The sequence below is a fragment of the Rathayibacter tanaceti genome, from assembly GCF_009834165.1.
In the GTDB taxonomy this organism is placed as follows: Bacteria; Actinomycetota; Actinomycetes; order Actinomycetales; family Microbacteriaceae; genus Rathayibacter; species Rathayibacter tanaceti.
Genome location: NZ_CP047186.1, coordinates 2835564 through 2858494, shown reverse-complemented (window position 1 = coordinate 2858494; position 22931 = coordinate 2835564). Strand labels below are relative to the sequence as shown.

The window sequence follows — 22931 nt, the reverse complement described above, 5'->3', positions numbered from 1 at the left end:
GTCCGCCGCGAGGCTCAGACGATGCGCCCGACCAGCCGCACGTGCTGCACTGCTCTGCGCTGGGGCTGGCCGGCGTAGGCGGCGTCACGCTCGGGCGAGGCCAGAGACGACGTCTCGACCGCCGCGAAAGCGGCGGCGTCCCCCGCCGTGTTGACGGCCCAGACGAACTCGTTCGCCCCGCGGTCGGCGTAGGCGAACTCGATCCGGAAGCCGTGGGCCTCGCGCGCCGGCACGATCCACTCGGGAAACCACGCGAGGAAGTCGTCCATCACACCATCCGCCAGCTCCCTGCGTCGGAGCTGGATCGTCCTGGTGTCTGCTGCATCACTCATCCTCCGACGGGAGCGGCCCGGCGGACACGGCGCCGGGGCGCTACGCTCGCCGCCGACCGCCCTACACCGAGGAGGACCCCACGGACCCCCGTCACCGCTCTCTCGCCCTTCTGGTCGCCGGCTGCTTCTTCATGGAGAACCTCGATGCCACGATCGTGACCACGGCGGCCCCCGCGATCGCCGCCGACCTCGGCGTCGACTCCGCCGCGGTGTCGGTCACCGTGACCGCGTTCCTCCTGACCGTCGCGGTGCTCATCCCCGCCTCCGGCTGGCTCAGCGAGCGCTTCGGGGTGCGCCGCGTCTTCACGACCGCTATCGCCGTCTTCACCCTCGCCTCGCTCCTCTGCGCGCTCAGCACCACGCTCCCTCTGCTCGTCGGAGCCCGCGTGCTCCAGGGAGTCGGTGGCGCGCTGATGGTTCCCGTCGGTCGGCTCGCAGTGCTGCGGGCGACGCCGCGGCAGGGGATCATCCAGGCCATCGCGATCCTGGTCTGGCCGGGGTTGGTCGCCCCCGTGATCGCGCCGTTCCTCGGCGGCCTGCTCACCACGGTCGCCTCCTGGCACTGGATCTTCTCGATCAACCTGCCGCTGGGCGCGGTCGCGTTCGTCATCGCGCGCCGGATCGTCCCCGAAACCGCCGAGTCGGCACCGCCTCCGTTGGACGTCACCGGGCTGGTGCTGGTCGCGGTCGGGCTCGGGTCGCTGGTCGGAGCGGCGGGGCTCCTGACCGGCGCCGACCTGGACGGGCGTGCCGCGGCGCCGGCAGCGATCGGCCTGGTCGTGACGGCGCTCGCCGTGCGGCATCTACGCCGCGCCGCGCATCCGCTGGTGCGCCTGGACGCGTTCCGGTTCCGCACCTTCAGGGTCGCGAACGCGAGCGGATCGCTCTACCGGGCGACCGTGAACGCGGTGCCCTTCCTGCTGCCGCTGATGTTCCAGGACGCCTTCGGCTGGAGCCCGGTGCAGGCCGGCTCCGTGGTGCTGGCGCTCTTCGCCGGAAATCTGGCGATCAAGCCCGCGACGACGGGCCTGCTGCGTCGGCTCGGCTTCCGCTGGGTGCTCGTCGCCGCGAGCGCGATCGGTGCGGCGTGCATGGCGACGATGGCCTTCCTGACTCCGGCGACTCCGGTGCCGCTCGTGGTGGCGCTGCTGGTGCTGAGCGGAGTCGCCCGCTCGGCAGGCTTCACGGCGTACAACACCGTGACGTTCGCCGAGGTGCCGCAGGAGGGGATGTCGGGTGCGAACACCCTCAACGCCACCACGCAGCAGATCGCGGCGGGATTCGGAGTCGCGGTGGGAGCCGTCGCGCTCGCTGTCGGAACCGCGCTCGGCCCGGGCCTCGTCCCGTACCGCGTCGCCTTCCTCGTCCTCACGGCGCTGACCCTCGTCCCCCTCGCCGCCGCCGCACGCCTCCCGCGCGACTCGGGGAGCGCCCTCACCGCCTGACGAAGGGACTCAGGCGAGGCCCAGGGCGATGCCGTCGAGGATGTCGTGCGCGGTGGAGCGGACGTCGACGACCCCGGGCGAGGCCTCCTGCACGGCGCGCAGGACCTCGCCCCAGATCAGCGCGCCGGCGGCGAGCACGTCCTCGCGACCGGCGCGGACCCAGGGCAGGGCGGCCGTCTCGGCGGGGGAGAGCGCGGCGAGCTCGTCGCAGGCGGCGAGCACGTCGGCCAGGGGGAGGGCGGCCTCGAGCACCGCGCGGTCGGTGCTGCGGAGGACGTGCGCGGTGATCGTCAGCACGGTCGCGGCGACGCCGACGACGCTGCGGGCCTGCGCGAGGTCGACGGAGGAGGCGGCCAGAGCGGCGCGGACGTCGGCGCGGATCGACGCGCGCTCGCCGTCGCTCGGGCCCGCCGCGCGGCGGTGGCGCTCGGTGAGGCGCACGCTGCCGACGTCCATCGAGTGCGCCTGCTCCGGCTCCGCGCCGCCGAGCACGAGCTCGGTCGAGCCGCCGCCGAGATCGACGACCAGCACGGGGCGGGCCGAGTCGACGGCGGAGACCGCACCCCGGAACGACAGGCGTGCCTCCTCGTCGCCGGTGACCGTCTCGGGGGTGACCCCGAGGATCCGCTCGACGGCGGCGAGGAAGTCGGCGCGGTCGTCGGCATCACGGGTGGCCGAGGTGGCGACGAAGCGCAGGCGCGCGGCTCCGGCCTCGCGCGCGGCGGCCGCGTACTCGCGGGTGACGGCGAGGGTGCGTTCGAGCGCCGCGGGGTCGAAGCGGCCCGTGCGGTCCACCCCGTGCCCGAGGCGCACCAGCTCGGTGCGGCGTTGCACGTCCACCAGGCGCCCGTCGTCGACGTCGGCGATGAGCAGGCGGAGGGAGTTGGTGCCGCAGTCAAACGCCGCGACGCGCGTGGGGGAGGACATCCCGCCATTCTGCCCGCCGCTCCCGTCGGCGATCGACGTTCCGAGAGCGCTGTTCCGCCTCAGCACGCCGCACCTCAGCACGCCGCACCGCGGCGATAGCCTGGACGGGAGCCGAAGGAGCCGCCCGTGCACGAACACCACGTCCGCGTCCACCGCAGCGAGGAGGAGCTCCCGCGCCACGGACAGCTCGCCCACGCCCTCGCCGAGATCGCCGCCGACCCCGTCGCAGTCGACGACGACGTGACCGAGATGGTCGTCAACCGCGTGATCGACAACGCCGCCGTCGCCACCGCGTCGCTCCTGCGCCGCCCCGTCGTCGCCGCCCGCTCGCAGGCGCTCGCGCACCCCGCTTCCATCGGCGGCCAGGGCTCGGTCGTGCTCGGTGTCGATCCGGCCCGTCGCGTCTCCCCGGAGTGGGCGGCCTGGGCCAACGGGGTCGCCGTGCGCGAGCTCGACTACCACGACACCTTCCTCGCGGCCGAGTACTCGCACCCGGGCGACAACATCCCTCCGCTGATCGCCGTCGCCCAGCACGCCGGCATCGGCGGTGCGCAGCTCGTGCGCGGCATCGTCACCGGCTACGAGGTGCAGGTCGACCTGGTGCGCGCGATCAGCCTGCACCGGCACAAGATCGACCACGTCGCGCACCTCGGCCCCTCGGCCGCCGCCGGGATCGGCACGCTGCTCGACCTCGACGTCGCGACGACGGAGCAGGCGATCGCTCAGGCGCTGCACACCACGACCGCCACGCGGCAGTCGCGCAAGGGCGAGATCTCGAGCTGGAAGGCCTACGCCCCGGCGTTCGCCGGCAAGGCGGCGATCGAGGCCGTCGACCGGGCGATGCGCGGTGAGACCAGTCCCTCACCGATCTACGAGGGCGAGGACGGTGTGATCGCGTGGCTGCTCGACGGGCCCGACGCGAGCTACGACGTGCCTCTCCCCGACCGGGGCGAGGCCAAGCGCGCGATCCTCGACACGTACACGAAGGAGCACTCGGCCGAGTACCAGGCCCAGGCCGTGATCGACCTGGCCCGCCGCCTGCACCGCACCCACCCCGAAGCCGCCGATCCGGAGCGCGTCGAGCGGATCGTGCTGCACACCTCGCACCACACCCACGTCGTGATCGGCTCGGGAGCGAACGACCCGCAGAAGTACGAGCCGACCGCCTCCCGCGAGACGCTCGACCACTCGGTGCCCTACATCTTCACGGTGGCGCTGCAGGACGGCGCCTGGCACCACGTGCACAGCTACGCCCCCGAGCGGGCCGCCCGCGCCGACACGGTCGCGCTCTGGCGCCGGGTGAGCACCGAGGAGGACGCTGAGTGGACGCGCCGCTACCACTCCACCGATCCCGCCGAGAAGGCGTTCGGCGCCCGCGTCGAGATCCTGCTGACCGACGGCACCACGATCGTCGACGAGATCGCGGTGGCGGATGCGCATCCGCTCGGCGCGCACCCGTTCAGCCGCGAGCAGTACATCGCCAAGTTCCGCACCCTCGCGGCCGACGTGCTCGAGGAGTCCGAGGTCGAGCGCTTCCTCGACCTCGCCCAGCGGTTGCCGGAGCTGACCCCGGAGGAGGTCGGCCGCCTCAGCGTGATCGCGGCGCCCGGCGTCCTCGCCTCGGTCGCCTCCCCGCTCGGCCTGTTCTAGCCCCTTCTCTCAGCCGCGAGATGCCACTTGGGTACGCCCCGCACGGCGTGTCGCGTACGCAAGTGGCATCTCGCGACGGGGGTCAGAGGAGGGCGTCCGTGAGGTGGTCGGGGGTGCCGAAGCGGTGGGCCGTGATAGAGACGGCCTGCTCGCGGAGGAACGGCAGCAGCTCCAGGCGGCCCGCCTCGGTCGCCTCGCCGGCGTAGACCGCGAGGTCGGGGCGGCCGCCGGTCGCGGCGGTGACCGTCGTGGCGGAGGCGCCCAGCAGCCGCACGCGTCCGGCGCCGTGGGCGCGCACCCGCCCCTCCCACGCCGCGTCGTCCTCGATCACCACGGCGCCGGCCGCCGCGTCCAGTCCGGCGGCGAGCCGCGGAGGCAGTGCCACCGCGCTCGAGACGACCACGCGCGCCCGCGCGGTCGCCGCCGCGACGACCACGCGCACCAGCGAGCCCAGCGGCTCCCCGGCGGCCAGTCGCACCAGCACCGCGGAGTCGTAGGGGAGGTGCCGGAACACGTTCCGCTCCGCCTCCAGTCCCGTCACATCGCGGGGGGCGCCCGCGGCCCACGCCGCCGCGCAGCTGCGGGCCGTCCGCTCGACACCGGCGTACTCCTCCTCCGAGAGCTCGCCGCGAGCCGCCGCCAGCAGCCGGGCGGCCGGCCCGACGACCGGAGCCGTCGCCTCCGCCGGCGCCGGGCTCCACGAGCCCAGCCCAAGCAGGTAATCGGGCCCGCCCGCCTTCGTGCCGGGCCCGACCGCCGACTTCTTCCAGCCGCCGAACGGCTGGCGCTGCACGATCGCGCCGGTGATCCCGCGGTTCACATACAGGTTCCCGGCCTCGATCCCGTCGAGCCAGGTGCCGATCTCGTCCGGGTCGAGCGCGTGCAGGCCCGAGGTGAGCCCGTAGTCGACCTCGTTCACCAGCGCGATCGCCTCGTCGAGGGTCGCCGCCGTCATGATCCCCAGGATCGGCCCGAAGTACTCGGTGCGGTGGAACTCGGAGCCGCGGCGCACGCCGTCGCGCACGCCCGGGCTCCACAGCCGGCCGGAGTCGTCGAGCCGGTGTGGCTCGAGCAGCCAGCTCTCGCCCGCGCCGAGCGTCGTCAGGCCGCGGAGCAGCTTGCCCCCGGCGGGCTCGATCACCGGGCCCATCCGCGTGGCCGGGTCGGTCGGGTAGCCGACCGTGAGGGAGGAGACCGCGTCGAGCAGCTGCGCGCGGAACCGCGTCGAGCGGGCGACGGAGCCGACCAGCACCACGAGCGAGGCGGCCGAGCACTTCTGTCCGGCGTGCCCGAAGGCGCTCGCCACCACGTCCTTCACCGCGAGGTCGAGATCGGCCGAGGGCGTGACGACGATCGCGTTCTTGCCGCTGGTCTCGGCGAGCAGCGGCAGGTCGTGGCGGAACGAGCGGAACAGCTCTGCTGTCTCGTAGGCGCCGGTGAGGATCACGCGGTCCACCGTGGGGGAGGCGATCAGGTCCCGTCCCAGCTCCTCCTCCGGCAGACGGAGCAGTCGCAGCGCCTCGCGGGGCACTCCCGCCGCCCACAGCGCCTCGGCCACCACGGCACCGCAGCGCGCGGTGGGACCTGCGGGCTTGAGCACCACAGCGGAGCCGGCGGCCAGCGCGGCGAGTACGCCGCCGGCCGGTATCGCCACCGGGAAGTTCCACGGCGGAGCGACCAGCGTCAGCGCAGACGGGTGGAAGCGGGCGCCGTCGACCGCGTCGAGCTCGCGGGCGCGCTCGGCGTAGTAGTGCGCGAAGTCCACGGCCTCCGAGACCTCGGGGTCGCCCTGGTCGATCGTCTTGCCGCCCTCGGCCGCCATCACCTCCAGCAGTTCGGCTCGGCGCGCCTCCAGCTCGTCGCCGGCGCGGTGCAGGACGCGGGCGCGCTCGTCGGCCGGCACGCCGCTCCAGCCGCTCGCGCGAGCTCCGGCGAGCACCGACTCCAGCTCGCCGCGGGTGGTGATCGTGGCGGCCTCGATCGCCTCGACGCCTGCGCGCGAGGAGGGGACGCGCGCGAGGATCCCCTGCGCCCACTCGCGGTTCGCCGCGACGGACGGGTCGGTGTCGGGTGTGCTGCGGAAGTCGCCGAGCCCCGGGCGGCCGCTCGCGGCGAACCGGTCGGGCACGCGATGCGCGGGCGGCACCGCTGTGTCGAGGCCGGCGACGGAGGCGCGGAACCGCTCCTCCTCCCGCGCGAAGAGCGCCGGGTCGGCCTCGAGCTCGAAGACGGCCGACATGAAGTTCTGGCTCGACGCCCCCTCCTCCAGCCGGCGGATCAGGTAGGCGATCGCCACATCGAACTCGGCCGGCGCGACGACGGGCGTGTAGAGCAGGAGCGACCCGACCGTGCGGCGCACGGCCTCCGCCTGGCCCTGCGCCATGCCGAGGAGCATCTCGTAGTCGATGCCGTCGCGGACCCCGCGCTCGCCGGCGAGCAGCCACGAGTAGGCGATGTCGAAGAGGTTGTGCCCGGCGACGCCGACCCGGACGGCGCGGATCCGCTCGGGCTGCAACGCGTAGTCGAGCACACGCTTGTAGTTCGTGTCCGAGTCCTGCTTGCTGCTCCAGGTGGCGAGCGGCCAGCCGTGCACCGAGGCCTCGACCTGCTCCATCGGCAGGTTCGCGCCCTTGACCAGGCGCACCTTGATGCCGGCGCCGCCGCGCGCGCGACGGGCGGTGCTCCACTCTTGCAGGCGGATCATCGCCGACAGCGCGTCAGGAAGGTAGGCCTGCAGCACGATGCCGGCCTCGAGGCCCGCGAACTCGGGCCGGTCGAGGATCCGCGTGAAGACCGCGATGGTGAGGTCGAGGTCCTTGTACTCCTCCATGTCGAGGTTGATGAACTTCTGCGGCGAGGCGGCGGCGGCCCGCGCGAACAGCGGCGCCAGCTCGGCGACGATGTCGTCCACCGCGGCGTCGAACGCCCACGGGGTGTGCGGAGCGGTGCTCGAGGAGACCTTGATCGAGACGTAGTCGACGTCGTCGCGCGCGAGCAGGCGGTGCGTGCCCTCGAGGCGGCGCTGCGCCTCCGCGCGGCCGAGCACGGCCTCGCCGAGCAGGTTCATGTTCAGCCGCACGCCGTCGCGGCGGATCGCGGCGATCGCCGGGCCGAGCCGTGAGTCGGTCGCGTCGATGATCAGGTGGCCGACCATCCGCCGCAGCACGCGGCGCGCGATCGGCACTACGACGTCCGGGAGAAGCGGCGCCATCACGCCGCCGAGGGCGACCGCGGCGCGCATCGGAGCCGGGAGGAAGCCCGGCACGCCGCCCGCGATCGCCTTCAGCGCCGCCGCGGCGACCCTGGTGTCCTCGGGGCGGACGACTCCGTCGACGAAGCCGACCGTGAAGTCCAGGCCCGACGGGTCCTTCAGCACGCCGGCCAGCCGCGCACCGGAGGCGTCCACGGGGATCGCCGCGGCCTCGCGCAGCCAGCGCCGCACCAGGGCGATGCTCTCGTCGACGAGCCGCGGAGCGACGGAGTCGGGCGAGGGGCCGGTGCTGCCGGGGCCGGTGCCGAGTGCGGGGCTGGCGAGATCCGTCATGGTGCGGTCCTTCTGCTGCGAGGGAAGCGGTTCCTCCAGTATTCGACCGGGTACCGTTGAGCAGAAGCGACCGTTCCTTACCGGTACCGGTCAGTTCTGCTGAACGATGGGAGCGGTGCCGTGCTCGATGTCCGCCGCCTGGTCCTGCTGCGCGAGGTCGCCATCCGCGGCACCCTCGCCGCCGCCGCGGAGGCTCTGGCCTACAGTCCCTCCGCCGTCTCGCAGCAGCTCTCGGTGCTCGAGCGCGAGACCGGAGTGGAACTGCTGCGCAAGGCGGGCCGGCGCGTGCAGCTGACGCCGCAGGCCGAGATCCTCGTGGCGGCGGCCGGTGAGGTACTGGCCCTGCTCGAGCGGGCGGAGGCGGCGCTCGCGGCCTCGGGGGAGTCGGTCACCGGGCGGGTGCGGGTCGCAGTCTTCCAGTCCGCGGCGCTCGCGCTGATGCCGGGCGCTCTCCGGGCCGTCGCCGAGCGCTTCCCGGAGGTGCGGGTCGAGATGGTGCAGCGCGAGCCGGAGGGAGCGCTGCACGAGACCTCGTGGGCGCGCGAGTTCGACCTCGTCGTCGCCGAGCAGTACCCCGGGCACTCGACCTCGTGGCTGCCGGGCCTGGTGCGCAGCGATCTGACGACCGACGCGATCCGGCTCGCGGTGAGCCGGGACTCCGCCGTCGTGGACCTCGCCGCGGCCCGCGACTGCGCCTGGGTGATGGAGCCGCGCGGCACCGCGAGCCGCCACTTCGCCGAGCAGACCTGCCGCGTGGCCGGCTTCGAGCCCGACGTCCGCTTCGAGACCGCCGACCTCCAGGCGCAGATCCGTCTCGCCGCGTCCGGCAACGCGGTCGCGCTGATGCCCGACCTGGTCTGGGCGGGCGCCGAGCCGGACTGCCGTCTGCTGGAGCTGCCGGGCGCTCCCCGCCGCACGATCTTCACGGCGCAGCGGGAGGCGCAGCTGGCGTCACCGGCGGTGCGGGTCTTCCGCGAGTGCCTCGCGGAGGTGGCGGGGCGGTACATGTGAGCCGTCCACCCCTGTCGGCCGATCGCTCGGGAGCACTGGAATGCTGGACGGGCAGGATCCCACCTCACAGGAAGAAGGAACCATGACCATCTGGCTCATCACCGGCTGCTCGACCGGCCTCGGCCGCGCCCTCGCGACCGCCGTCCTCGCCCATGGCGACCGGGCCGTCGTCACCGCACGCGACGTCGACTCCGTGCGCGACATCACCGGGCCGTTCGCGGAGACCGCCCTGGCCCTGCCGCTCGACGTCACCGACGACGCGCAGGTCGCCGCCGCGGTCGCCGCCGCCGAGGAGCGCTTCGGCGGGATCGACGTCCTCGTCAACAACGCCGGCTACGGCTACCGCGCCGCTGTGGAGGAGGGCGAGGAGCCGGCCGTTCGGCAGCTCTTCGACACCCAGCTCTTCGGCACGGTCCGCACCATCAAGGCCGTCCTGCCGGGGATGCGCGAGCGCCGCTCCGGCACGATCGTGAACCTGTCCTCGATCGGCGCGCGCCTCTCGCCGGAGGGCTCGGGCTACTACTCCGCCGTCAAGGCCGCGATCGAGGCACTGACGGAGTCGCTGCGCAAGGAGGTCGCGCCGCTGGGCATCCGGGCCTTCTCGGTCGAGCCGGGCGGGTTCCGCACCGACTTCGCGGGCCGCTCCCTCACTCAGTCTGCGACTCCGATCGCCGACTACGCCGAGACCGCGGGCCGGCGCCGGAAGGAGAACGACACGGTGCACGGGACGCAGAAGGGCGACCCTGCGCGAGCCGCGGAGGCGCTGATCCGGGTGGTCGAGTCCGAATCGACGCCGTCCCTGCTCCTACTCGGCTCCGACGCCTCCGACGCGTTCCGCTCGGCGCTCGACGCCCTCCGCGCCGACGCCGACGCCTGGGAGTCGCTGAGCCGCGGAACGGACTACCCGGAGGGAGAGTAGGGGCGGCGCAGGCGCGCTGCTGAGCCTCGGCGCGGGCTGCTGCGCCGAGGCTTCGGCGGGTGAACGTCCCTCCACAGGGCTCCCCCGGTCGCGGATCGCCGGGATCGGGTGGCTCCGCCCCCTTCATGTCGGGGTCCCTGGTTCACGACGTGTAGGGGACGGACGCGACGCGCCCTGGCGCGGCTCCGCGAGGAGCTGCCTGAGCAGCGTCGCCACGCCCACCACCGCCGGGCCCGCGAGGACCGCGCCGTGTGGCTGAGCTCCGAGGAGGAACGGGATGGTGATGCTCTGCGCTCTTCCCCGGCGCCGGTCGCGCTGGGGGCGTACGGGCGGCTCGCCCGGATCGCGCGGATACTCCGCGACGGCGATGTCCTCGGCACGATCCCATCCGAGGCCGCTGTTTCGGCGGAACCATAGCGGAGACCGTTACGCCAGGAAGCGGTCCGCCGTCCGCAGCGAGAGCGCCATCGTCGTCAGCGCCGGGTTCGCGATCAGCGCGCTCGGGAACACCGAGTTGTCGCACACCCACAGGTTCGGTACGTCGAAGCTGCGCCCGTCCGCGTCGACCACCGCGTCGTCCCGGTCGGCGCCCATCCGCACCGTGCCGAGGGTGTGCGCCGTCCGGGCGAGCACTCGCGTGCTGGTCGCGCCTGCCGCCTCCACGATCGCGGTCATCGTCCGGATCGCGTGCCGCTCGATCGCCTCCTCGTTCGAGCCCGCCGAGAACGTGATGCGCGCCTTCGGCACCCCGTGCTCATCCCGCTCGTCGCTCAGCTCCAGCCGGTTGCCCTCGGCCGGGAGGCACTCGGCGTTGATCCCGACTCCCGCTGCGAAGCGGTAGCCGTCGAGCGCCGCCATCAGCTCGCGGCCCCAGAGCCCGCCGCCGCGCGCGAGCGAGGTCGCGTAGGTCAGAGGCATCACTCCGAGGCTCTGGATCAGGTAGCCGCCCGCGAAGTCCGCGTCGGTCGGGCGCACGGTGTCCTCGGTGATCGCGGAGGAGGGGTACCCGCGGTATCCGCGCATCTCACTCTCGAAGGCTCCCCACACCTGCGTCGCCCCGTGCGCCAGGAAGTTCCGCCCCACCTGCCCGCTGCCGTTCGCGAGACCGGTGTGCAGCAGGAGGCGCGGCGTCTCGACTCCGCCCGCGCAGAGGAAGAGAGCGGAGCAGCGCTGCCGACGCTCGACGCCCTCCGTCGTGTAGAGCACGGCGCTGACGCGCCCGGCTGCGTCGAGCTCGATGCCGTGCACGAACGAGTCGGCTCGGATCTCGGCGCCCGCGCGCACTGCCTCCGGAAGGTAGGTCGTGTCCATGCTCGCCTTGGCACCGGTGCGGCAGCCCTGGTGGCACTGGCCGCAGTTGACGCAGGCGGGGCGGCCGCCGCGCGCCGCGCTCAGCACGGCCGTGGGGGCATCGGTCGCGCGCATCCCGATCGCCGCGCAGCCGCGGAGCATCATGTCGGCCGAGGCGTTCCGCGCGAGCGGTCCCTGCTGGTAGCGGCGGGAGCGGTCCCACGGGTACTCCGTCGGCCCCGCCACGCCGATGTCCGCCTCCACTCGTTCGAGGTACGGAGTGAGCTCCGCCGACGTGATCGGCCAGTCTCGTCCGACGCCCGCCTCGCTCTGCAACCGCAGGTCGCGAGGGTCGGGCCGCGGCGTGAACGCTCCCCAGTGCAGAGTCGAGCCGCCGACGCCGCGTCCGCTGTTGTTCGGTCCGAACGCGGTGGGGGTCGTGCCTGCGCTGAGGCGCTCCTCCATCCAGTTGATCTCGGTCGCGGCGGTCTCGTCCGCGGTGTGGTGGAGCGGATCGAGGTGGGCACCGGCCTCGAGGGCGACCACGCGCAGCCCCCGCGCCGCGAGCACTGAGAGCAGAGGCGCTCCGCCGGCTCCGGTGCCGATCACGACGGCGTCGACCGTCTCGTCGAGGGCGAAGCGGCGCATGCCGGTGGTGGTCGTCATCGCGCGCTCCCCGGCTCCCACGCCTCGTGGTCGTCGGCCGCGAGCATCCGGAACCCGGTGATCAGGGGGAGCGTGTCACCGCCCGTCGCGTAGCCGTCGTAGCCGATCCGCGCCATCGAGGCGGGATGCGCCAGCCAGTGCCGGACGAGGTCGACGCGGCAGTCCTCGAACCAGGCGGTCAGCTGGTCGGCCGTGAGCGCGCCGACCGCGACCGCGCCGTCGGCGAGGGCCCGCAATCGCGCGTCCTGCTCGTCGGTCGAGAGCGCGTCGAAGCCGGCGAGCGCGTCGAGTGCCAGCCCGTAGGCCACTGGGTCGGCGGGGAGGCCCGCGTTGCGCCAGCCGTCGCCCTCGCCGTCGGCGAGCTGTGCGTCCACCCGCGCGGCCAAGTCGATCCGTCCCTCCTCCGGCGCGACGCGCTCCTGCGGCACGGCGGGCTCCTGCGGCACCACGCGGTCGGCGATCGCGCGCAGCTCGGCGAGCTGCGGCGTGCTCAGCACCCGAGGCCGGTACTGCGGATCGTCGGCGAGGGCGCGCTCGGCCAGCAGCGCGCGCACGCGGGTGCTGGTGCGCGACGAGGCGATCACGGCGGAGACGTCGGCCGGCACGACCGGCGCTGCTCCCGCCTCCTCCCGCCAGAAGCTGCGGACGGCCGCGGCCACCTCGGCGGGGCGCTCGAAGGGCAGCAGGTGCCCGGCGCCCTCGAGCGTGTGCAGGCGGGCGCGGGCGTAGTGGGCTCCGTTCAGACGGCGCTGCGCGTCGGCACCGAGGTCGCCGTCCGCACCACCCGCGATCAGGAGGGCCGGCACGGCACTGAGCGCCGCCTCGCCGGTGCGGTCCTCGCGGCTGCCGTGCTCGAGCCAGTCGCGCCACCCGTCAGGGGAGGAACGGCGCAGCTCGGCCCGCACTTCTGCGTCGACCTCGGCCGGGAGCGGAGCCCCGACGTTCTGCTCGACGAACGTGCCCGCCTGCTCCTCGTCGAGCGGACCGTCGGCGACCCACGCGAGCATCTGCTCGCGCCGCTCCTGTGCCATGGGCTCTGGCGAGAGCGGCGAGCCGGCCAGCAGGACGACGCCGGCCAGGCCGAACAGTCCTGAGCGGCCGGTCATCGTGCGGGAGGCGACCAGCGACGCGATCTTGCCGCCGCGGCTGTGGCCCAGAAGTAGCCAGCGGGAGGCGCCGTGCTCGCGGATCCGGCGCACGACAGAGGTCGTCATCGCTTCGAGCGAGGTCCCGGTCGCATCGGGGAGGTCGAGCGCCACCACATCGGCGACATCGGCGAGTGCGGCCGCCAGCGCATCGAAGGCGCGGCCGTCCAGGCCCAGTCCGGGCAGGGCGAAGAGCGTGGGGCGGACGGACACAGGCGTCCTCTCGGATCGGCCGCGCCACGGCGGTGGGGAGCGGGAGGCGTGCGGCGGCGGGGGCCCGCCACCCTCATCCGATCACACCCCGGCCGCGCCCCCGGCCCCTTGCGTCCGCCCGTCCCGCGTGCACCATCCCGAGCCCCTCCCGCTCGCGGTGCGACCGGCGGCGGGCTCACGCAGGAGAGGCGAACACCACGAGGTTGTCCTCGTAGCGGCCCACGGTCCTGTCGTACTCGCCCGAGCAGGTGACCAGCACCAGCTCCTCCTCCAGCGTCGCCCCGAACACCCGGGCGGTGGGGAAGTCGGCTTTCGGATGCGCCTCGGCGGCGGTCACCCGGTAGCGGTGCTCGGAGCCGTCGACGCCGGTGACCACGACGTCGTCGCCCGGAGCCAGTTCGTCGAGGCGGAAGAACACGGCCGGGCCGGAGCGCGAGTCGACGTGCCCGGCGATCACCGTGCGGCCGCTGCCTCCGGGGCGCCCGCCGCCCGAGAACCAGCCGACGTCGTCGTAGTCGACCGGCACCTCCATCGCCCCGTCGGCCTGGATGCCCAGGCCGATCAGCGGCTCGTCGAGCCCCATCGCGGGCGCGGCGATGCGGGCCGGCTCGACACCCAGGGTGCGCTGCACGGCCGGGGCGGCGACAGGGGGTGCGGTTGCGAGGGGCGCGGTTGCAGGAGGCGTCGGCTCGGGAGGCGTCGACGCCGCGGGCCGGCGGGCCTCCGCCGAGCCCCCCGCGCTTGCGCACCCGCCGAGGAGCAGCACCCCGCAGAGCGCCGCCGCGACGGTGCCGCTCCTCGAGCGAGTGCCCACGGTCAGGAGGCGGTGCGCCGACGGGCGACGACGACGACGCCGGCTGCTCCGAGCGCCGCGGTCGCGCCGAGGCCGGCCAAGCTCCACGCTCCGGCGTCGTTGCCGGCCGCCGCGGCGCCTCCGCCGGTCTGCAGACCCCCGACGGGGACCTGCGAGAGCTGGCCGCGCACGACTCCTGCCGCGAACGATGCGGTGTGCGAGTCGCCGGCGAAGCCCGCGGGGTCGGCTTCGATCGCCGTGAGCGAGAAACCCGCTCCGGTGTCGGCGCCGTTCGCCTGGATGCCGGTGGTGAACGGACCCTGGAGGCAGCCGGAGCTGGTGCGCGGCCCGTCGCCCACGGGAGCGGGGTTCGGGAACGCGATCCGCGGCGGGCCGGCCTTGCCGACGGCGGCCTGGTGGATGTGGGTGGCGGTCTTGGCCGGGCTCTGGTACTCGCCGGTCACCCCGGTGAGCGTGATGTCGTAGCAAATGATCTCGAGGTCGCTGTTGATGCGGAACGTCATCTCGCCCGTGGCCCCGGGCTGGCCCGGAGTCGCGACGGAGTCGTTGTTCACGACCTGGTCGGGCGTCGCCATCACGGTGAACGCGCTCGTGAAGCTCGACGGCTCGGCGACCTCGGTCTCGGCGTGGGCCGGCGCGGCGGCGAAGAAGGAGGCGGCGGCGACGGCGGTGATGCCGCCGAGGGCGAGGGTCCGGCGGGCGCTCGTGCGGTTCCGGGTGGGGGACGTCTTCGTCATGGTGGAGCCTTTCGTTCGCGGGCGACCGGGTGGGCCCGATGCAGGGGGTACGGCGCGGGCGGGCTCGGCGTTCATCCGATCTGAGAAGATCTTCATGGAGGCGGCTCGCGCCTCCCGATGAACGCCGCACCCGCCGCGGCCGTACCCCTCGTCGACGGACCTTCGGTCCTCGAGAGGAGGCGATGTGGCGCAGACGGCGACGGCACCACGACGGGAGGGGCCCGCGATGACCAGGCCCGCCCGCGAGCAGCCGCGCGCCGCTGCTGCGCCCGTGCCCCTGCACGCTCCGGCGCCCGTGCTCGATCTCTCGGCCGCCTTCGACGAGCACGCTCCCGCCCTGCTCGGGTTCGCCATGAACGCCCTCCACGATCGCGGCCTCGCTGAGGACTGCGTGCAGGAGACGTTCCTGCGCGCGTGGCGGTCGCGTGAGAGCTACTCCGCCGAGCGGGCGAGCGCCCGCACCTGGCTGTTCGCGATCGCCCGCAACGTCGTCATCGACGTGCACCGCTCGCTCCAGCGCCTCCCGCGCCTGGTCGCCACCGAGGTCCTGGAGGAGGTGCCGGGCGACGAGCGCGACCCCCTCGAGCCGCTCGCGATGGCGGAGGCGCTCGCGCGGCTCTCGGAGCAGCACCGGCAGGTGGTGGTCGCGATCCACCTCCGCGGCGAGAGCTACGCCGACCTCTCCTCGGCGACGGGCGTGCCGGTCGCGACCCTGCGCACCCGCGCCTTCTACGCTCTGCGAGCGCTCCGCGATCACCTCGCGAGCGCCGACCCCACCGATGAGGAGCGATCGTGACGGACGTCGAGCAGCCCGGGGGCCGCCGCGAGGAACTCCTCGCCGCAGCCCTCGCCGGCGACCTCTCTTCCGAGGAGGCGATCGAGTTCGACCGCTTGCGCGCCGCGGACCCGACGCTCGACCGCGAGCTGGCTTCGTTCGGTGTGGTCCTCGACCGGCTCGGCGGCCTCGTCCGCTGGGACGAGGCCGAGCCCTCGGCGCAGCTGCGCTCGCGGGTGCTGGGCCTCGCTGCTGCGGAGGAGGCGGCCCCGCCCTCCCGACGCGGTCGCCTCGCCCTCGCGGTCGGCGCCGCTGCGGCCTGCCTCGTGCTGGGTGTCGTCGCGGGCTCGGCGTTCCAGGCCGCCGGCGAGCGCCCCGTCACCGGGCCGCCCGGCACCCTCGGCGCGGTCGAGGCGATCGCGTTCGACGAGCGTGCGTCCGGGGTCCGGCTCGACGGTTCGCTGGTCGCGCACACCTGGGGCACCGAGACGATCCTCCGCGGCACCGGCTTCGAGCTCGGTGCGAGCTACGACCTGGTCCTGGTGACGGGCGAGGGGGAGCGCCTGGCGTCGGGCTCGTTCCTGGGCAGCTCCGCCGAGCTCGACTGCGAGATGAACGCGGCCGTGCTGCGCGATGCTGTCGCCGCCGTCGAGATCACCGACGCCGCCGGCACCGTCGTCGCGTCCGCGGCCCTGCCCGCGGTCACCGGCTGAGGCCGGGAGAGCCGCGAAGGCGTGGAGACCGGCTGACGTGTGGAGAGCCGCGAAGGCGTGGACACCGGCCGAAGCGTGGAGACCGGCTGAGGCTCGACCGGCTGAGGCGTCACGAGAGCGCCAGCGACACCGCCAGCACCACCATCACCACCGCGACGCCCGCGTCGAGCACCCGCCACGCCGTCCGACTGCGGAACAGCGGCCGCAGCACCCGGGCGCCGAAGCCCAGGGCCGTGAACCACAGCACGCTCCCGAGCGCGGCTCCGGCCCCGAACCACCAGCGCTCGTCGCCGTGGCTGGCGGCCACCGAGCCCAGCAGCACCACCGTGTCGAGGTACACATGCGGGTTGAGCAGCGTGAGCGCCAGGCAGGTGCCGATCGCCGTGCGGAGCGACGTGGAGGCGCCGGCCGGGTCGCCCTCGAGGGTCCCCGGCCGCAGGGCGCGCCGCGCCGCCAATCCTGCGTAGGCCAGGAGGAAGAGGACGCCGCCCCAGCGGATCACCGCGAGCAGCCAGAGCGCCGACTCGAGGAGGGCGCCGATCCCGGCGATGCCGAGCACGATCAGCGCGGCGTCGGCCACAGCGCAGATCGCGACGACGGCCGGCACATGCTCGCGGCGGAGGCCCTGGCGCAGCACGAACGCATTCTGCGCGCCGATGGCGATGATGAGCGAGAAGCCGAAACCGAGTCCGGAGAGGGCGGCGAGGAGGGGCGGCATGCTCTGACGCTACGAGCGGGGAGAACTGTAGACCAGCTCATGCTCCTTCAGTACCGTAAGCCGTACTGATGTTGACCGACGACCTCGATCTCTCTCGGCTGCGTGCGCTGGCCGCCTCCGTCCGACACGGCTCCTTCGACGCCGCCGCGCGTGCGCTGCACATCACCCCCTCCGCGCTCAGTCAGCGGATCAAGGCGCTCGAGACCGCGGCCGGGCGCGTGCTGCTGGTGCGCTCCCGGCCGGTCGTCGCAACGGAGGCCGGCGCCGGCCTGCTCCGCCTCGCCCGGCAGATCGAGCTGCTCGCCGAGGACGCCGTGCGGGCCCTCGGTGGCGAGGACGCCCAGGGCGCCGGTCCGGTCGTCCTCCCGCTCGCCGTCAACGCCGACTCGCTCGCCACCTGGGTACTGCCGGCGCTCGCCTCCGTCCCCGATGTCGTGGTGGAGCTGCACCGGGAGGACCAGGAGCACACCGCCGCGTTCCTGCGCAACGGCACCGTGCTGGCCGCCGTCACCGGCGAGGCGGAGGCGGTGCTCGGCTGCACCGTCGCGCCTCTCGGAGTGATGAGGTACCGCGCGATGGCCGCGCCGGCCTTCGCCGAGCGCTGGTTCCCCTCCGGCGACCTCTCGGCCCTCGGTTCCGCTCCGCTCGTCGTCTTCGACGAGAAGGACCGGTTGCAGGAGCGCTTCCTCCGCTCCGCAGGCGTCGAGGGCGGCCCTCCGCAGCATCGCGTGCCGGGCTCCACCGACTTCGCCCAAGCGGTCCGCCTCGGCCTCGGCTGGGGGATGCTCCCCGAACTCCAGGCGCCCGTCGGCAGCGAGGGGCTGGTGGCACTCGGCGGCGCTCCCGTCGACGTGCCCCTCTACTGGCAGCAGTGGGCGCTGCGCACCCCGGCCCTCGACGCGGTCGCCGTCGCCGTCGCCTCCGCCGCCCGCGCCCGCCTCCGCCGACCTCTCACGGGGGATGCCGACGAGCGGCGCTGAATGCGCGTCAGGGGAGCCGCGAGCCGGAGCGCCCTCGGCTCCCGTGACGTCCGCTCAACGCCGTCGGCTCCGCGCCCACACGAAGCAGAAAGCAGCCGTCCGTCGCCCCCGGCGGGTGAGGACGACGACGATCCAGAGCAGCGGGTAGGGCAGCACGACCCGCAGTCGCCGCCACGACAGGGGAGCACCGTCGGTCAGCAGCACCCAGTCGAGGAGGGAGAGGGCGGGACGTGCGCCGTGCAGCACGGCGCTGACCCAGGGCAGAGCGGTTCCCGTTCCGGGGACGAGGGCGGGGATCGACACCGGAAGGCTCATGGGGCAAGCCCAGGGGTACCGGTCTCCCCGCTCCCCGAGTACCGGTCTCCCCGCTCCCGGAGCGTGTGTTGCGGTCGCCTCGTCCGCTCGCGTACCCTAGTGAAGTTGCGTGCATCTGCACGCGCTTGCGCGCTGCCCGCCGGGCCGGAGCCCCGGCTCCCATCGAACGGCCGGGCGGTGCGCCGACAAGTGACCTTGGGTGGGTCGGGCGGGGCCTCGTGCCGCGCGTGATCCACGGTAACCACACATGGAGGAACCCATGGCAGCAGTCTGCCAGGTGACCGGAGCCGTCCCCGGCTTCGGGCACGCCATCTCGCACTCGCACCGGCGCACCAAGCGCCGCTTCGACCCCAACGTGCAGAAGAAGACGTACTACGTGCCGTCGCTTCGCCGTAACGTCACCCTGACCCTCTCGGCCAAGGGCATCAAGGTCATCGACGCCCGTGGCATCGAGTCCGTCGTCAAGGACATTCTCGCTCGTGGGGTGAAGATCTAATGGCAAAGCAGCAGGACGTCCGTCCCATCATCAAGCTCCGTTCGACGGCCGGCACCGGGTACACCTACGTGACCAAGAAGAACCGCCGCAACGACCCCGACCGTCTCGTGCTCAAGAAGTACGACCCCGTAGTGCGCAAGCACGTCGACTTCCGCGAGGAGCGCTAAGAATGGCCAAGAAGAGCAAGATCGCCCGCAACGAGCAGCGCAAGGTGGTCGTCGACCGCTACGCCGCCAAGCGCCTCGAGCTGAAGAAGGCCCTCGTCGACCCGGCCGGGACCGACGAGTCCCGCGAGGCCGCCCGCACCGGCCTCCAGAAGCTCCCCCGCAACGCCTCGCCCGTCCGCGTGCGTTCGCGCGACGCCGTCGACGGCCGCCCCCGCGGCAACCTCACGAAGTTCGGCATCTCCCGTGTCCGCTTCCGTGACATGGCGCACCGCGGCGAGCTGCCCGGCATCACCAAGTCGAGCTGGTAGCACTCGCGCAGCGACGCTACCCCGTCGGCTGCGCTCACGAGTGAGGGCCTGCGATCCGATGGATCGCGGGCCCTCGCCCGTTCACCGGAGGGCGCGTCCCAGCTGCGCTGCGTCGGTGGCGAATCCGGCGATAAAATGGCCGGATGACCGAGTCCAGCCTGCCCAGTGTCGCCGAGGTCGCGGCCCTCATCGACCACGCGATCCTCAAGCCCGAGTTCACCCGCGCCGAGGTCGACGCCCAGCTCGACGAGGCGCGCGCGGCCGGCGTCTTCAGCGTGTGCGTCCGCCCCTCCGACATCGCCCACTCTGTCGCGCGGCTCGAGGGCTCAGGTGTCCTGGTCGGCACGGTGATCGGCTTCCCCCACGGCACCACCTCGACCCCCGCGAAGGTGGCGGAGGCGCGCCAGGCGCTCGCCGACGGCGCCTCCGAGCTCGACATGGTCGTCAACATCGGCCGCCTGCGCAGCGGTCTGCTCGAGGACGTCGAGGACGACATCCGCGCGGTCGTCGAGGCGGCCGAGGGTCGCATCGTCAAGGTGATCCTTGAGACCGGCCTCCTCGACGACGAGCAAATCGTCGAGGGCAGCCGGGCGTCCGAGCGCGCAGGAGCCGACTTCGTCAAGACCGCGACCGGGTTCGCCGGCAGCGGTGCCAACGAGCACGATCTGCGCCTCATGCGCGGCGCGGTCTCCGACGCCGTCCAGGTGAAGGCCTCGGGAGGCGTCCGCGACCTCGACACGCTCCTCGCCTACCGCGCTCTCGGCGTCACCCGCTTCGGCACCAGCGGCTCCGCCACGATCCTCGGCGACCTGTCGGCGCGCCTGGCGGGCGACTCCTCCGCCGCCCGTGTCGACTCCGCCTCCTACTGAGCCGGCGATGACTCCCGACCAGCCCGCGGCAGCCGATCACTCGCCGACACGGCCCGGTCCCGTGAGCCGCTGGGTCGCCCGCACGCGGCGTCCGCTCGACGAGACAGCCCGCGCCCTCAAGGAGCGGATCTACGCGACGTTCACCGGTCTCGCCGTGGTGATGATCTACGTGGTCGGCGATCATCCCGACGCGGCGCAGGCACTGCGGAGCCTGGCGATCTCGATCGTCGGGATCTCGGCCGCCGGATTCGTGGCCGAGGTGGTCTCGCACCAGGTCGTGCACGCGGCGACGCCCTCGGGTGCCGAGGTGCGGATCATGCTGCGGATCGCCGCGGGAGCCCTCGCCTCGGCATCCCTCCCCCTCCTCGCCCTCGCGGGGGCGGCGCTGGGCCTGATCGACGCGACCGCCGCCCTGCGGATCGGCGCTGGCGTCTACGTCGCGACCCTCGCCGCGATCGCGCTGATCGCCGTGGCACGAGCGGGGCTCCCCCTGCGGCAGAGCCTGGTCTCGCTGCTCGGGATCGTCGGCCTCGGCGCCCTGGTCGTCGGTGTCCTCGCGCTCGCGCACTGAGGCCGGCCCGCGGAGGGCCCCGCGCGTAGTCTCGGAGCGATGACGTCACGCACAAGAGTCGAGCTCGGCCGCCGAGCGGATCTCGGCGCCGACTGCGCGAACTGCTTCGGCCTCTGCTGCGTGGCCCTGGCCTTCTCCCGCTCGGCCGACTTCCCGGTCGACAAGCCCGCGGGCGATCCGTGCGTCCATCTCGACGGCGAGGACGCGTGCACGATCCATCGCCGGCTTCGGCCGGAGGGCTTCGCCGGGTGCACCGTTTTCGACTGTTTCGGTGCGGGTCAGAAGGTTTCGGCCCAGACCTTCGGGGGCGTCTCCTGGCGAGCGGATCCGGTCGTGCGCGAGCGGATGTTCGCCGTGTTCCCCCTGATGCGCCGCCTGCACGAGCTGCTCTGGTACCTCGATGTGGCGCTCGCGCTCCCCGGCGGCGACGCGGCGCTGCGTCGAGCGCTCGACGAGCGCTTCGCCGCGGTGCACGAGCGGACGCTCGGCGATGCCGAGGCGGTGCTGGCCGTCGACGTGGACGCCGAGTACGGCGCCTCCCGACCGCTGCTGATCACCGCGAGCGCCGCCGCGCGGGCGGGAGTCGGGCCTGCCGGCCGCCGCCGCGGTCGGCGCGTGCAGCCGGGTGCCGACCTGGTCGGTGCACCACTCGCCGGCGCCGACCTGAGGGGGGCCGACCTGCGGGGAGCGCTGCTGATCGCGGCCGATCTTCGACGAGCCGACCTCGGCCGCTGCGACGTGTTGGGCGTCGACCTGCGCGACGCAGACGTGAGCGGAGCTGAGCTCGCCGAGGCCATCTACCTCACTCAGGCGCAGGTGAACAGCGCACGCGGCGATGACACGACCACGCTGCCGCCGCACTTCGAATACCCCTCGCACTGGGGGAGTGCATTGGCGCGCTGACGCGGCAGCTCCGTCATACCGTCAGATCTGCTGGGGTCCGTCCAGCGATTCGTCTCCGTCGCCCTCGCCGTCGAGGCCGACTCCTTCGATGATCTCGCGGCCGAGCAGGTGCGCGCCGCTCCAGCCCTCGATCACGCATCGTGGAAACGACTCCCGATCAGGGGATCTCAGCCAGGTGGAGGCGGCCTCCCTGGCCCACGACTCGGAGGCGTAGACGCCGACGATCTCAGTGCGGTCGTCCCAGGGGGTGGCCGTCGAGAGCACGAAGTGATCACCGTTCACGGTCGCGCCTCCTCCTACTCACGGGCTGACCACGGCCTGACGAGGTCCGCGGGATCGACCGGACGATACCCGACGGGACAGGGTGTGTCGGGGTGGTCGACAGGACGATCCGAGCAGGCTACGGCCAGTCCGTCAGTCGTCGATCACTCGATGGTCCCACGCAGACGGGCGTTCAGCCCAGCCAGCGCGCGCGCGATCTCGTTCTCGTCACTTCCGGGGAGGAGCGCGCCGCCCTGCTCGAGACCGTGCCGGAGCCCCTCGAGGTCGGGGCGTGCTCTTCCGCCGCGGCCGATCATGGCCTGCAGGGCGGCGAGGACGCCGATGAGGGCGACGGTGTCGTCCACATCGAGCGGACGGGTGCTCGACTGCTTCACGTCAGGTCTCCTGTTCGGCCTGGTCGGGGTTCGGGCCAGTGGTGGTCGTGCTGGTCGGGGTTCGGTGCAGGAGGGACCGGCGTGGTCGGGCCGGTCGCTGAGGGTCGCGACATGGCGACGCCCCGGTGCCGTCCGGCCCGGGGCGTCGTGAGGTCTCGGCGTCAGGCGACGCGAGGGTCGGACTCCTGGGTGTCCTCCTCGGGGATGTGCACGTCCTGCACGGTCACGTTGATCTCGGCGACCTCCATGCCGGCGATCTGCTGGATCGCCTCAGCAACGGCGGAGCGCACGTTCTCGGCGACCTCCTGGAGGGGCGCGGGGTACTCGGCGACGATCGTGACGTCGGCGGCGACCTGGCGCTCGCCGACCTCGACCTTGACGCCCTGGCCGCGGTCGTCGTTGCCGATCGCGCTGCGGATCGCACCGATCGCGCGCGCCGCTCCGCCGCCGAGGGCGTGGACGCCGCGGACCTCGCGGGCCGCGATGCCGGCGACCTTGGCGATGACGCTGTCCTCGATGACGGTGCGTCCGGCGGCGGTGCCGCTGGTGCTGCGCGTGGTGGTGGCGGTGGTGCTCTCGGCCATGGTCGTCTCTTTCGCTCGGGCCCGATCGGTCGATCAGGCGATGTCTGCCAGTAGGACGCACGGACCGCTCGGATCGTCACGGTCGACCCTGCCGCGTCCAGCGAACTGCCAGAGAGTCGAGCGATCGTCCGGAATGGCGGTGGCCCTGTTCTCGAACGGACCGCGCCCTCCCACGTGGCACGA

The 22931-nt window shown here is 73.6% G+C and carries 25 protein-coding genes; 13 read left to right on the top strand and 12 right to left on the bottom strand.

Annotated features, from left to right (window positions below; translation table 11 throughout):
* Positions 1–14: 14 nt before the first annotated feature.
* Positions 15–332, bottom strand: coding sequence for a hypothetical protein (locus GSU10_RS13550; protein ID WP_068211819.1), 318 nt, complete (start codon positions 330–332; stop codon positions 15–17).
* A 131-nt stretch (positions 333–463) separates the two neighbouring features.
* Between GSU10_RS13550 and GSU10_RS13545 the strand changes: the two genes are divergently transcribed.
* On the top strand, positions 464–1777 hold the full coding sequence (locus GSU10_RS13545) for an MFS transporter (RefSeq protein WP_132505048.1): 1314 nt from the start codon (positions 464–466) through the stop codon (positions 1775–1777).
* Between the two features lie 9 nt (positions 1778–1786).
* On the opposite strand, the gene GSU10_RS13540 is transcribed toward GSU10_RS13545, so the two are convergent.
* Positions 1787–2704, bottom strand: a complete 918-nt coding sequence (locus tag GSU10_RS13540; protein ID WP_132505046.1) for a Ppx/GppA phosphatase family protein — start codon at positions 2702–2704, stop codon at positions 1787–1789.
* Positions 2705–2830: 126 nt separating this feature from the next.
* Between GSU10_RS13540 and GSU10_RS13535 the strand changes: the two genes are divergently transcribed.
* The gene (locus tag GSU10_RS13535) at positions 2831–4354 is read left to right on the top strand and encodes an MmgE/PrpD family protein (protein ID WP_068213644.1); all 1524 of its coding nucleotides are present in this window, start codon (positions 2831–2833) and stop codon (positions 4352–4354) included.
* A gap of 82 nt (positions 4355–4436) precedes the next feature.
* On the opposite strand, the gene GSU10_RS13530 is transcribed toward GSU10_RS13535, so the two are convergent.
* Positions 4437–7898: a bifunctional proline dehydrogenase/L-glutamate gamma-semialdehyde dehydrogenase gene (locus GSU10_RS13530; RefSeq protein WP_132505044.1), complete on the bottom strand. Its 3462-nt coding sequence runs from the start codon at positions 7896–7898 to the stop codon at positions 4437–4439.
* Between the two features lie 120 nt (positions 7899–8018).
* Between GSU10_RS13530 and GSU10_RS13525 the strand changes: the two genes are divergently transcribed.
* Together GSU10_RS13525 and GSU10_RS13520 are read left to right on the top strand one after the other, a co-directional pair.
* Positions 8019–8909 (top strand): LysR family transcriptional regulator, encoded by an 891-nt coding sequence (locus GSU10_RS13525; RefSeq protein ID WP_068212733.1) that lies wholly within the window; start codon positions 8019–8021, stop codon positions 8907–8909.
* Between the two features lie 82 nt (positions 8910–8991).
* Positions 8992–9828, top strand: a complete 837-nt coding sequence (locus tag GSU10_RS13520; protein WP_132505042.1) for an oxidoreductase — start codon at positions 8992–8994, stop codon at positions 9826–9828.
* 426 nt (positions 9829–10254) lie between these two features.
* On the opposite strand, the gene GSU10_RS13515 is transcribed toward GSU10_RS13520, so the two are convergent.
* From GSU10_RS13515 to GSU10_RS13500, 4 genes are all read right to left on the bottom strand, one after another.
* A complete protein-coding gene (locus GSU10_RS13515; protein WP_068212736.1) occupies positions 10255–11784 on the bottom strand; it encodes a GMC family oxidoreductase in 1530 nt (509 codons plus the stop codon).
* The gene (locus GSU10_RS13510) at positions 11781–13142 is read right to left on the bottom strand and encodes an alpha/beta hydrolase (protein ID WP_158286113.1); all 1362 of its coding nucleotides are present in this window, start codon (positions 13140–13142) and stop codon (positions 11781–11783) included. The genes GSU10_RS13515 and GSU10_RS13510 overlap by 4 nt, the downstream gene beginning before the upstream one ends.
* Before the next feature lie 175 nt (positions 13143–13317).
* Positions 13318–13773, bottom strand: a complete 456-nt coding sequence (locus tag GSU10_RS13505) for a class F sortase (RefSeq protein ID WP_236713676.1) — start codon at positions 13771–13773, stop codon at positions 13318–13320.
* A 185-nt stretch (positions 13774–13958) separates the two neighbouring features.
* A complete protein-coding gene (locus tag GSU10_RS13500; RefSeq protein WP_068212498.1) occupies positions 13959–14693 on the bottom strand; it encodes a CHRD domain-containing protein in 735 nt (244 codons plus the stop codon).
* Between the two features lie 226 nt (positions 14694–14919).
* Between GSU10_RS13500 and GSU10_RS13495 the strand changes: the two genes are divergently transcribed.
* Both GSU10_RS13495 and GSU10_RS13490 read left to right on the top strand, forming a co-directional pair.
* Complete coding sequence (locus tag GSU10_RS13495) at positions 14920–15489, top strand: sigma-70 family RNA polymerase sigma factor (RefSeq protein WP_068212495.1); 570 nt, start codon at positions 14920–14922, stop codon at positions 15487–15489.
* Positions 15486–16181, top strand: coding sequence for a hypothetical protein (locus tag GSU10_RS13490; protein ID WP_068212494.1), 696 nt, complete (start codon positions 15486–15488; stop codon positions 16179–16181). Before GSU10_RS13495 ends, GSU10_RS13490 begins: the two co-directional genes overlap by 4 nt.
* 109 nt (positions 16182–16290) lie before the next feature.
* Here GSU10_RS13490 and GSU10_RS13485 read toward each other — a convergent pair whose 3' ends face one another.
* Complete coding sequence (locus GSU10_RS13485; RefSeq protein WP_068212493.1) at positions 16291–16899, bottom strand: LysE/ArgO family amino acid transporter; 609 nt, start codon at positions 16897–16899, stop codon at positions 16291–16293.
* A gap of 68 nt (positions 16900–16967) precedes the next feature.
* Here GSU10_RS13485 and GSU10_RS13480 point away from each other — a divergent pair, with 68 nt between their 5' ends.
* A complete protein-coding gene (locus GSU10_RS13480) occupies positions 16968–17879 on the top strand; it encodes a LysR family transcriptional regulator ArgP (RefSeq protein WP_068212492.1) in 912 nt (303 codons plus the stop codon).
* Positions 17880–17933: 54 nt separating this feature from the next.
* Here GSU10_RS13480 and GSU10_RS13475 read toward each other — a convergent pair whose 3' ends face one another.
* The gene (locus GSU10_RS13475) at positions 17934–18194 is read right to left on the bottom strand and encodes a hypothetical protein (protein WP_132505038.1); all 261 of its coding nucleotides are present in this window, start codon (positions 18192–18194) and stop codon (positions 17934–17936) included.
* Positions 18195–18453: 259 nt separating this feature from the next.
* Between GSU10_RS13475 and rpmB the strand changes: the two genes are divergently transcribed.
* From rpmB to GSU10_RS13445, 6 genes are all read left to right on the top strand, one after another.
* A complete protein-coding gene (gene rpmB, locus GSU10_RS13470; RefSeq protein ID WP_055786157.1) occupies positions 18454–18690 on the top strand; it encodes a 50S ribosomal protein L28 in 237 nt (78 codons plus the stop codon).
* Positions 18690–18857 (top strand): 50S ribosomal protein L33, encoded by a 168-nt coding sequence (rpmG, locus tag GSU10_RS13465; protein WP_027692168.1) that lies wholly within the window; start codon positions 18690–18692, stop codon positions 18855–18857. The genes rpmB and rpmG overlap by 1 nt, the downstream gene beginning before the upstream one ends.
* A gap of 2 nt (positions 18858–18859) precedes the next feature.
* Entirely contained in the window at positions 18860–19165 is a 306-nt protein-coding gene (rpsN, locus tag GSU10_RS13460; protein ID WP_068212490.1) for a 30S ribosomal protein S14, read from the top strand.
* A 143-nt stretch (positions 19166–19308) separates the two neighbouring features.
* Positions 19309–20034, top strand: a complete 726-nt coding sequence (gene deoC, locus GSU10_RS13455; protein WP_236713675.1) for a deoxyribose-phosphate aldolase — start codon at positions 19309–19311, stop codon at positions 20032–20034.
* 7 nt (positions 20035–20041) lie between these two features.
* Positions 20042–20605: a hypothetical protein gene (locus GSU10_RS13450; protein ID WP_068212489.1), complete on the top strand. Its 564-nt coding sequence runs from the start codon at positions 20042–20044 to the stop codon at positions 20603–20605.
* A gap of 39 nt (positions 20606–20644) precedes the next feature.
* A complete protein-coding gene (locus GSU10_RS13445; RefSeq protein ID WP_132505036.1) occupies positions 20645–21508 on the top strand; it encodes a pentapeptide repeat-containing protein in 864 nt (287 codons plus the stop codon).
* Between the two features lie 21 nt (positions 21509–21529).
* Here the strand turns inward: GSU10_RS13445 and GSU10_RS13440 are convergent, their stop codons facing one another.
* The 3 genes from GSU10_RS13440 to GSU10_RS13430 all read right to left on the bottom strand — a co-directional run bounded on the left by GSU10_RS13440 (position 21530) and on the right by GSU10_RS13430 (position 22748).
* Positions 21530–21790 (bottom strand): hypothetical protein, encoded by a 261-nt coding sequence (locus tag GSU10_RS13440; protein ID WP_068213606.1) that lies wholly within the window; start codon positions 21788–21790, stop codon positions 21530–21532.
* Between the two features lie 143 nt (positions 21791–21933).
* On the bottom strand, positions 21934–22164 hold the full coding sequence (locus GSU10_RS13435; protein ID WP_068213604.1) for a hypothetical protein: 231 nt from the start codon (positions 22162–22164) through the stop codon (positions 21934–21936).
* Between the two features lie 161 nt (positions 22165–22325).
* Positions 22326–22748, bottom strand: coding sequence for an Asp23/Gls24 family envelope stress response protein (locus tag GSU10_RS13430; RefSeq protein WP_068213601.1), 423 nt, complete (start codon positions 22746–22748; stop codon positions 22326–22328).
* Positions 22749–22931: the final 183 nt, after the last annotated feature.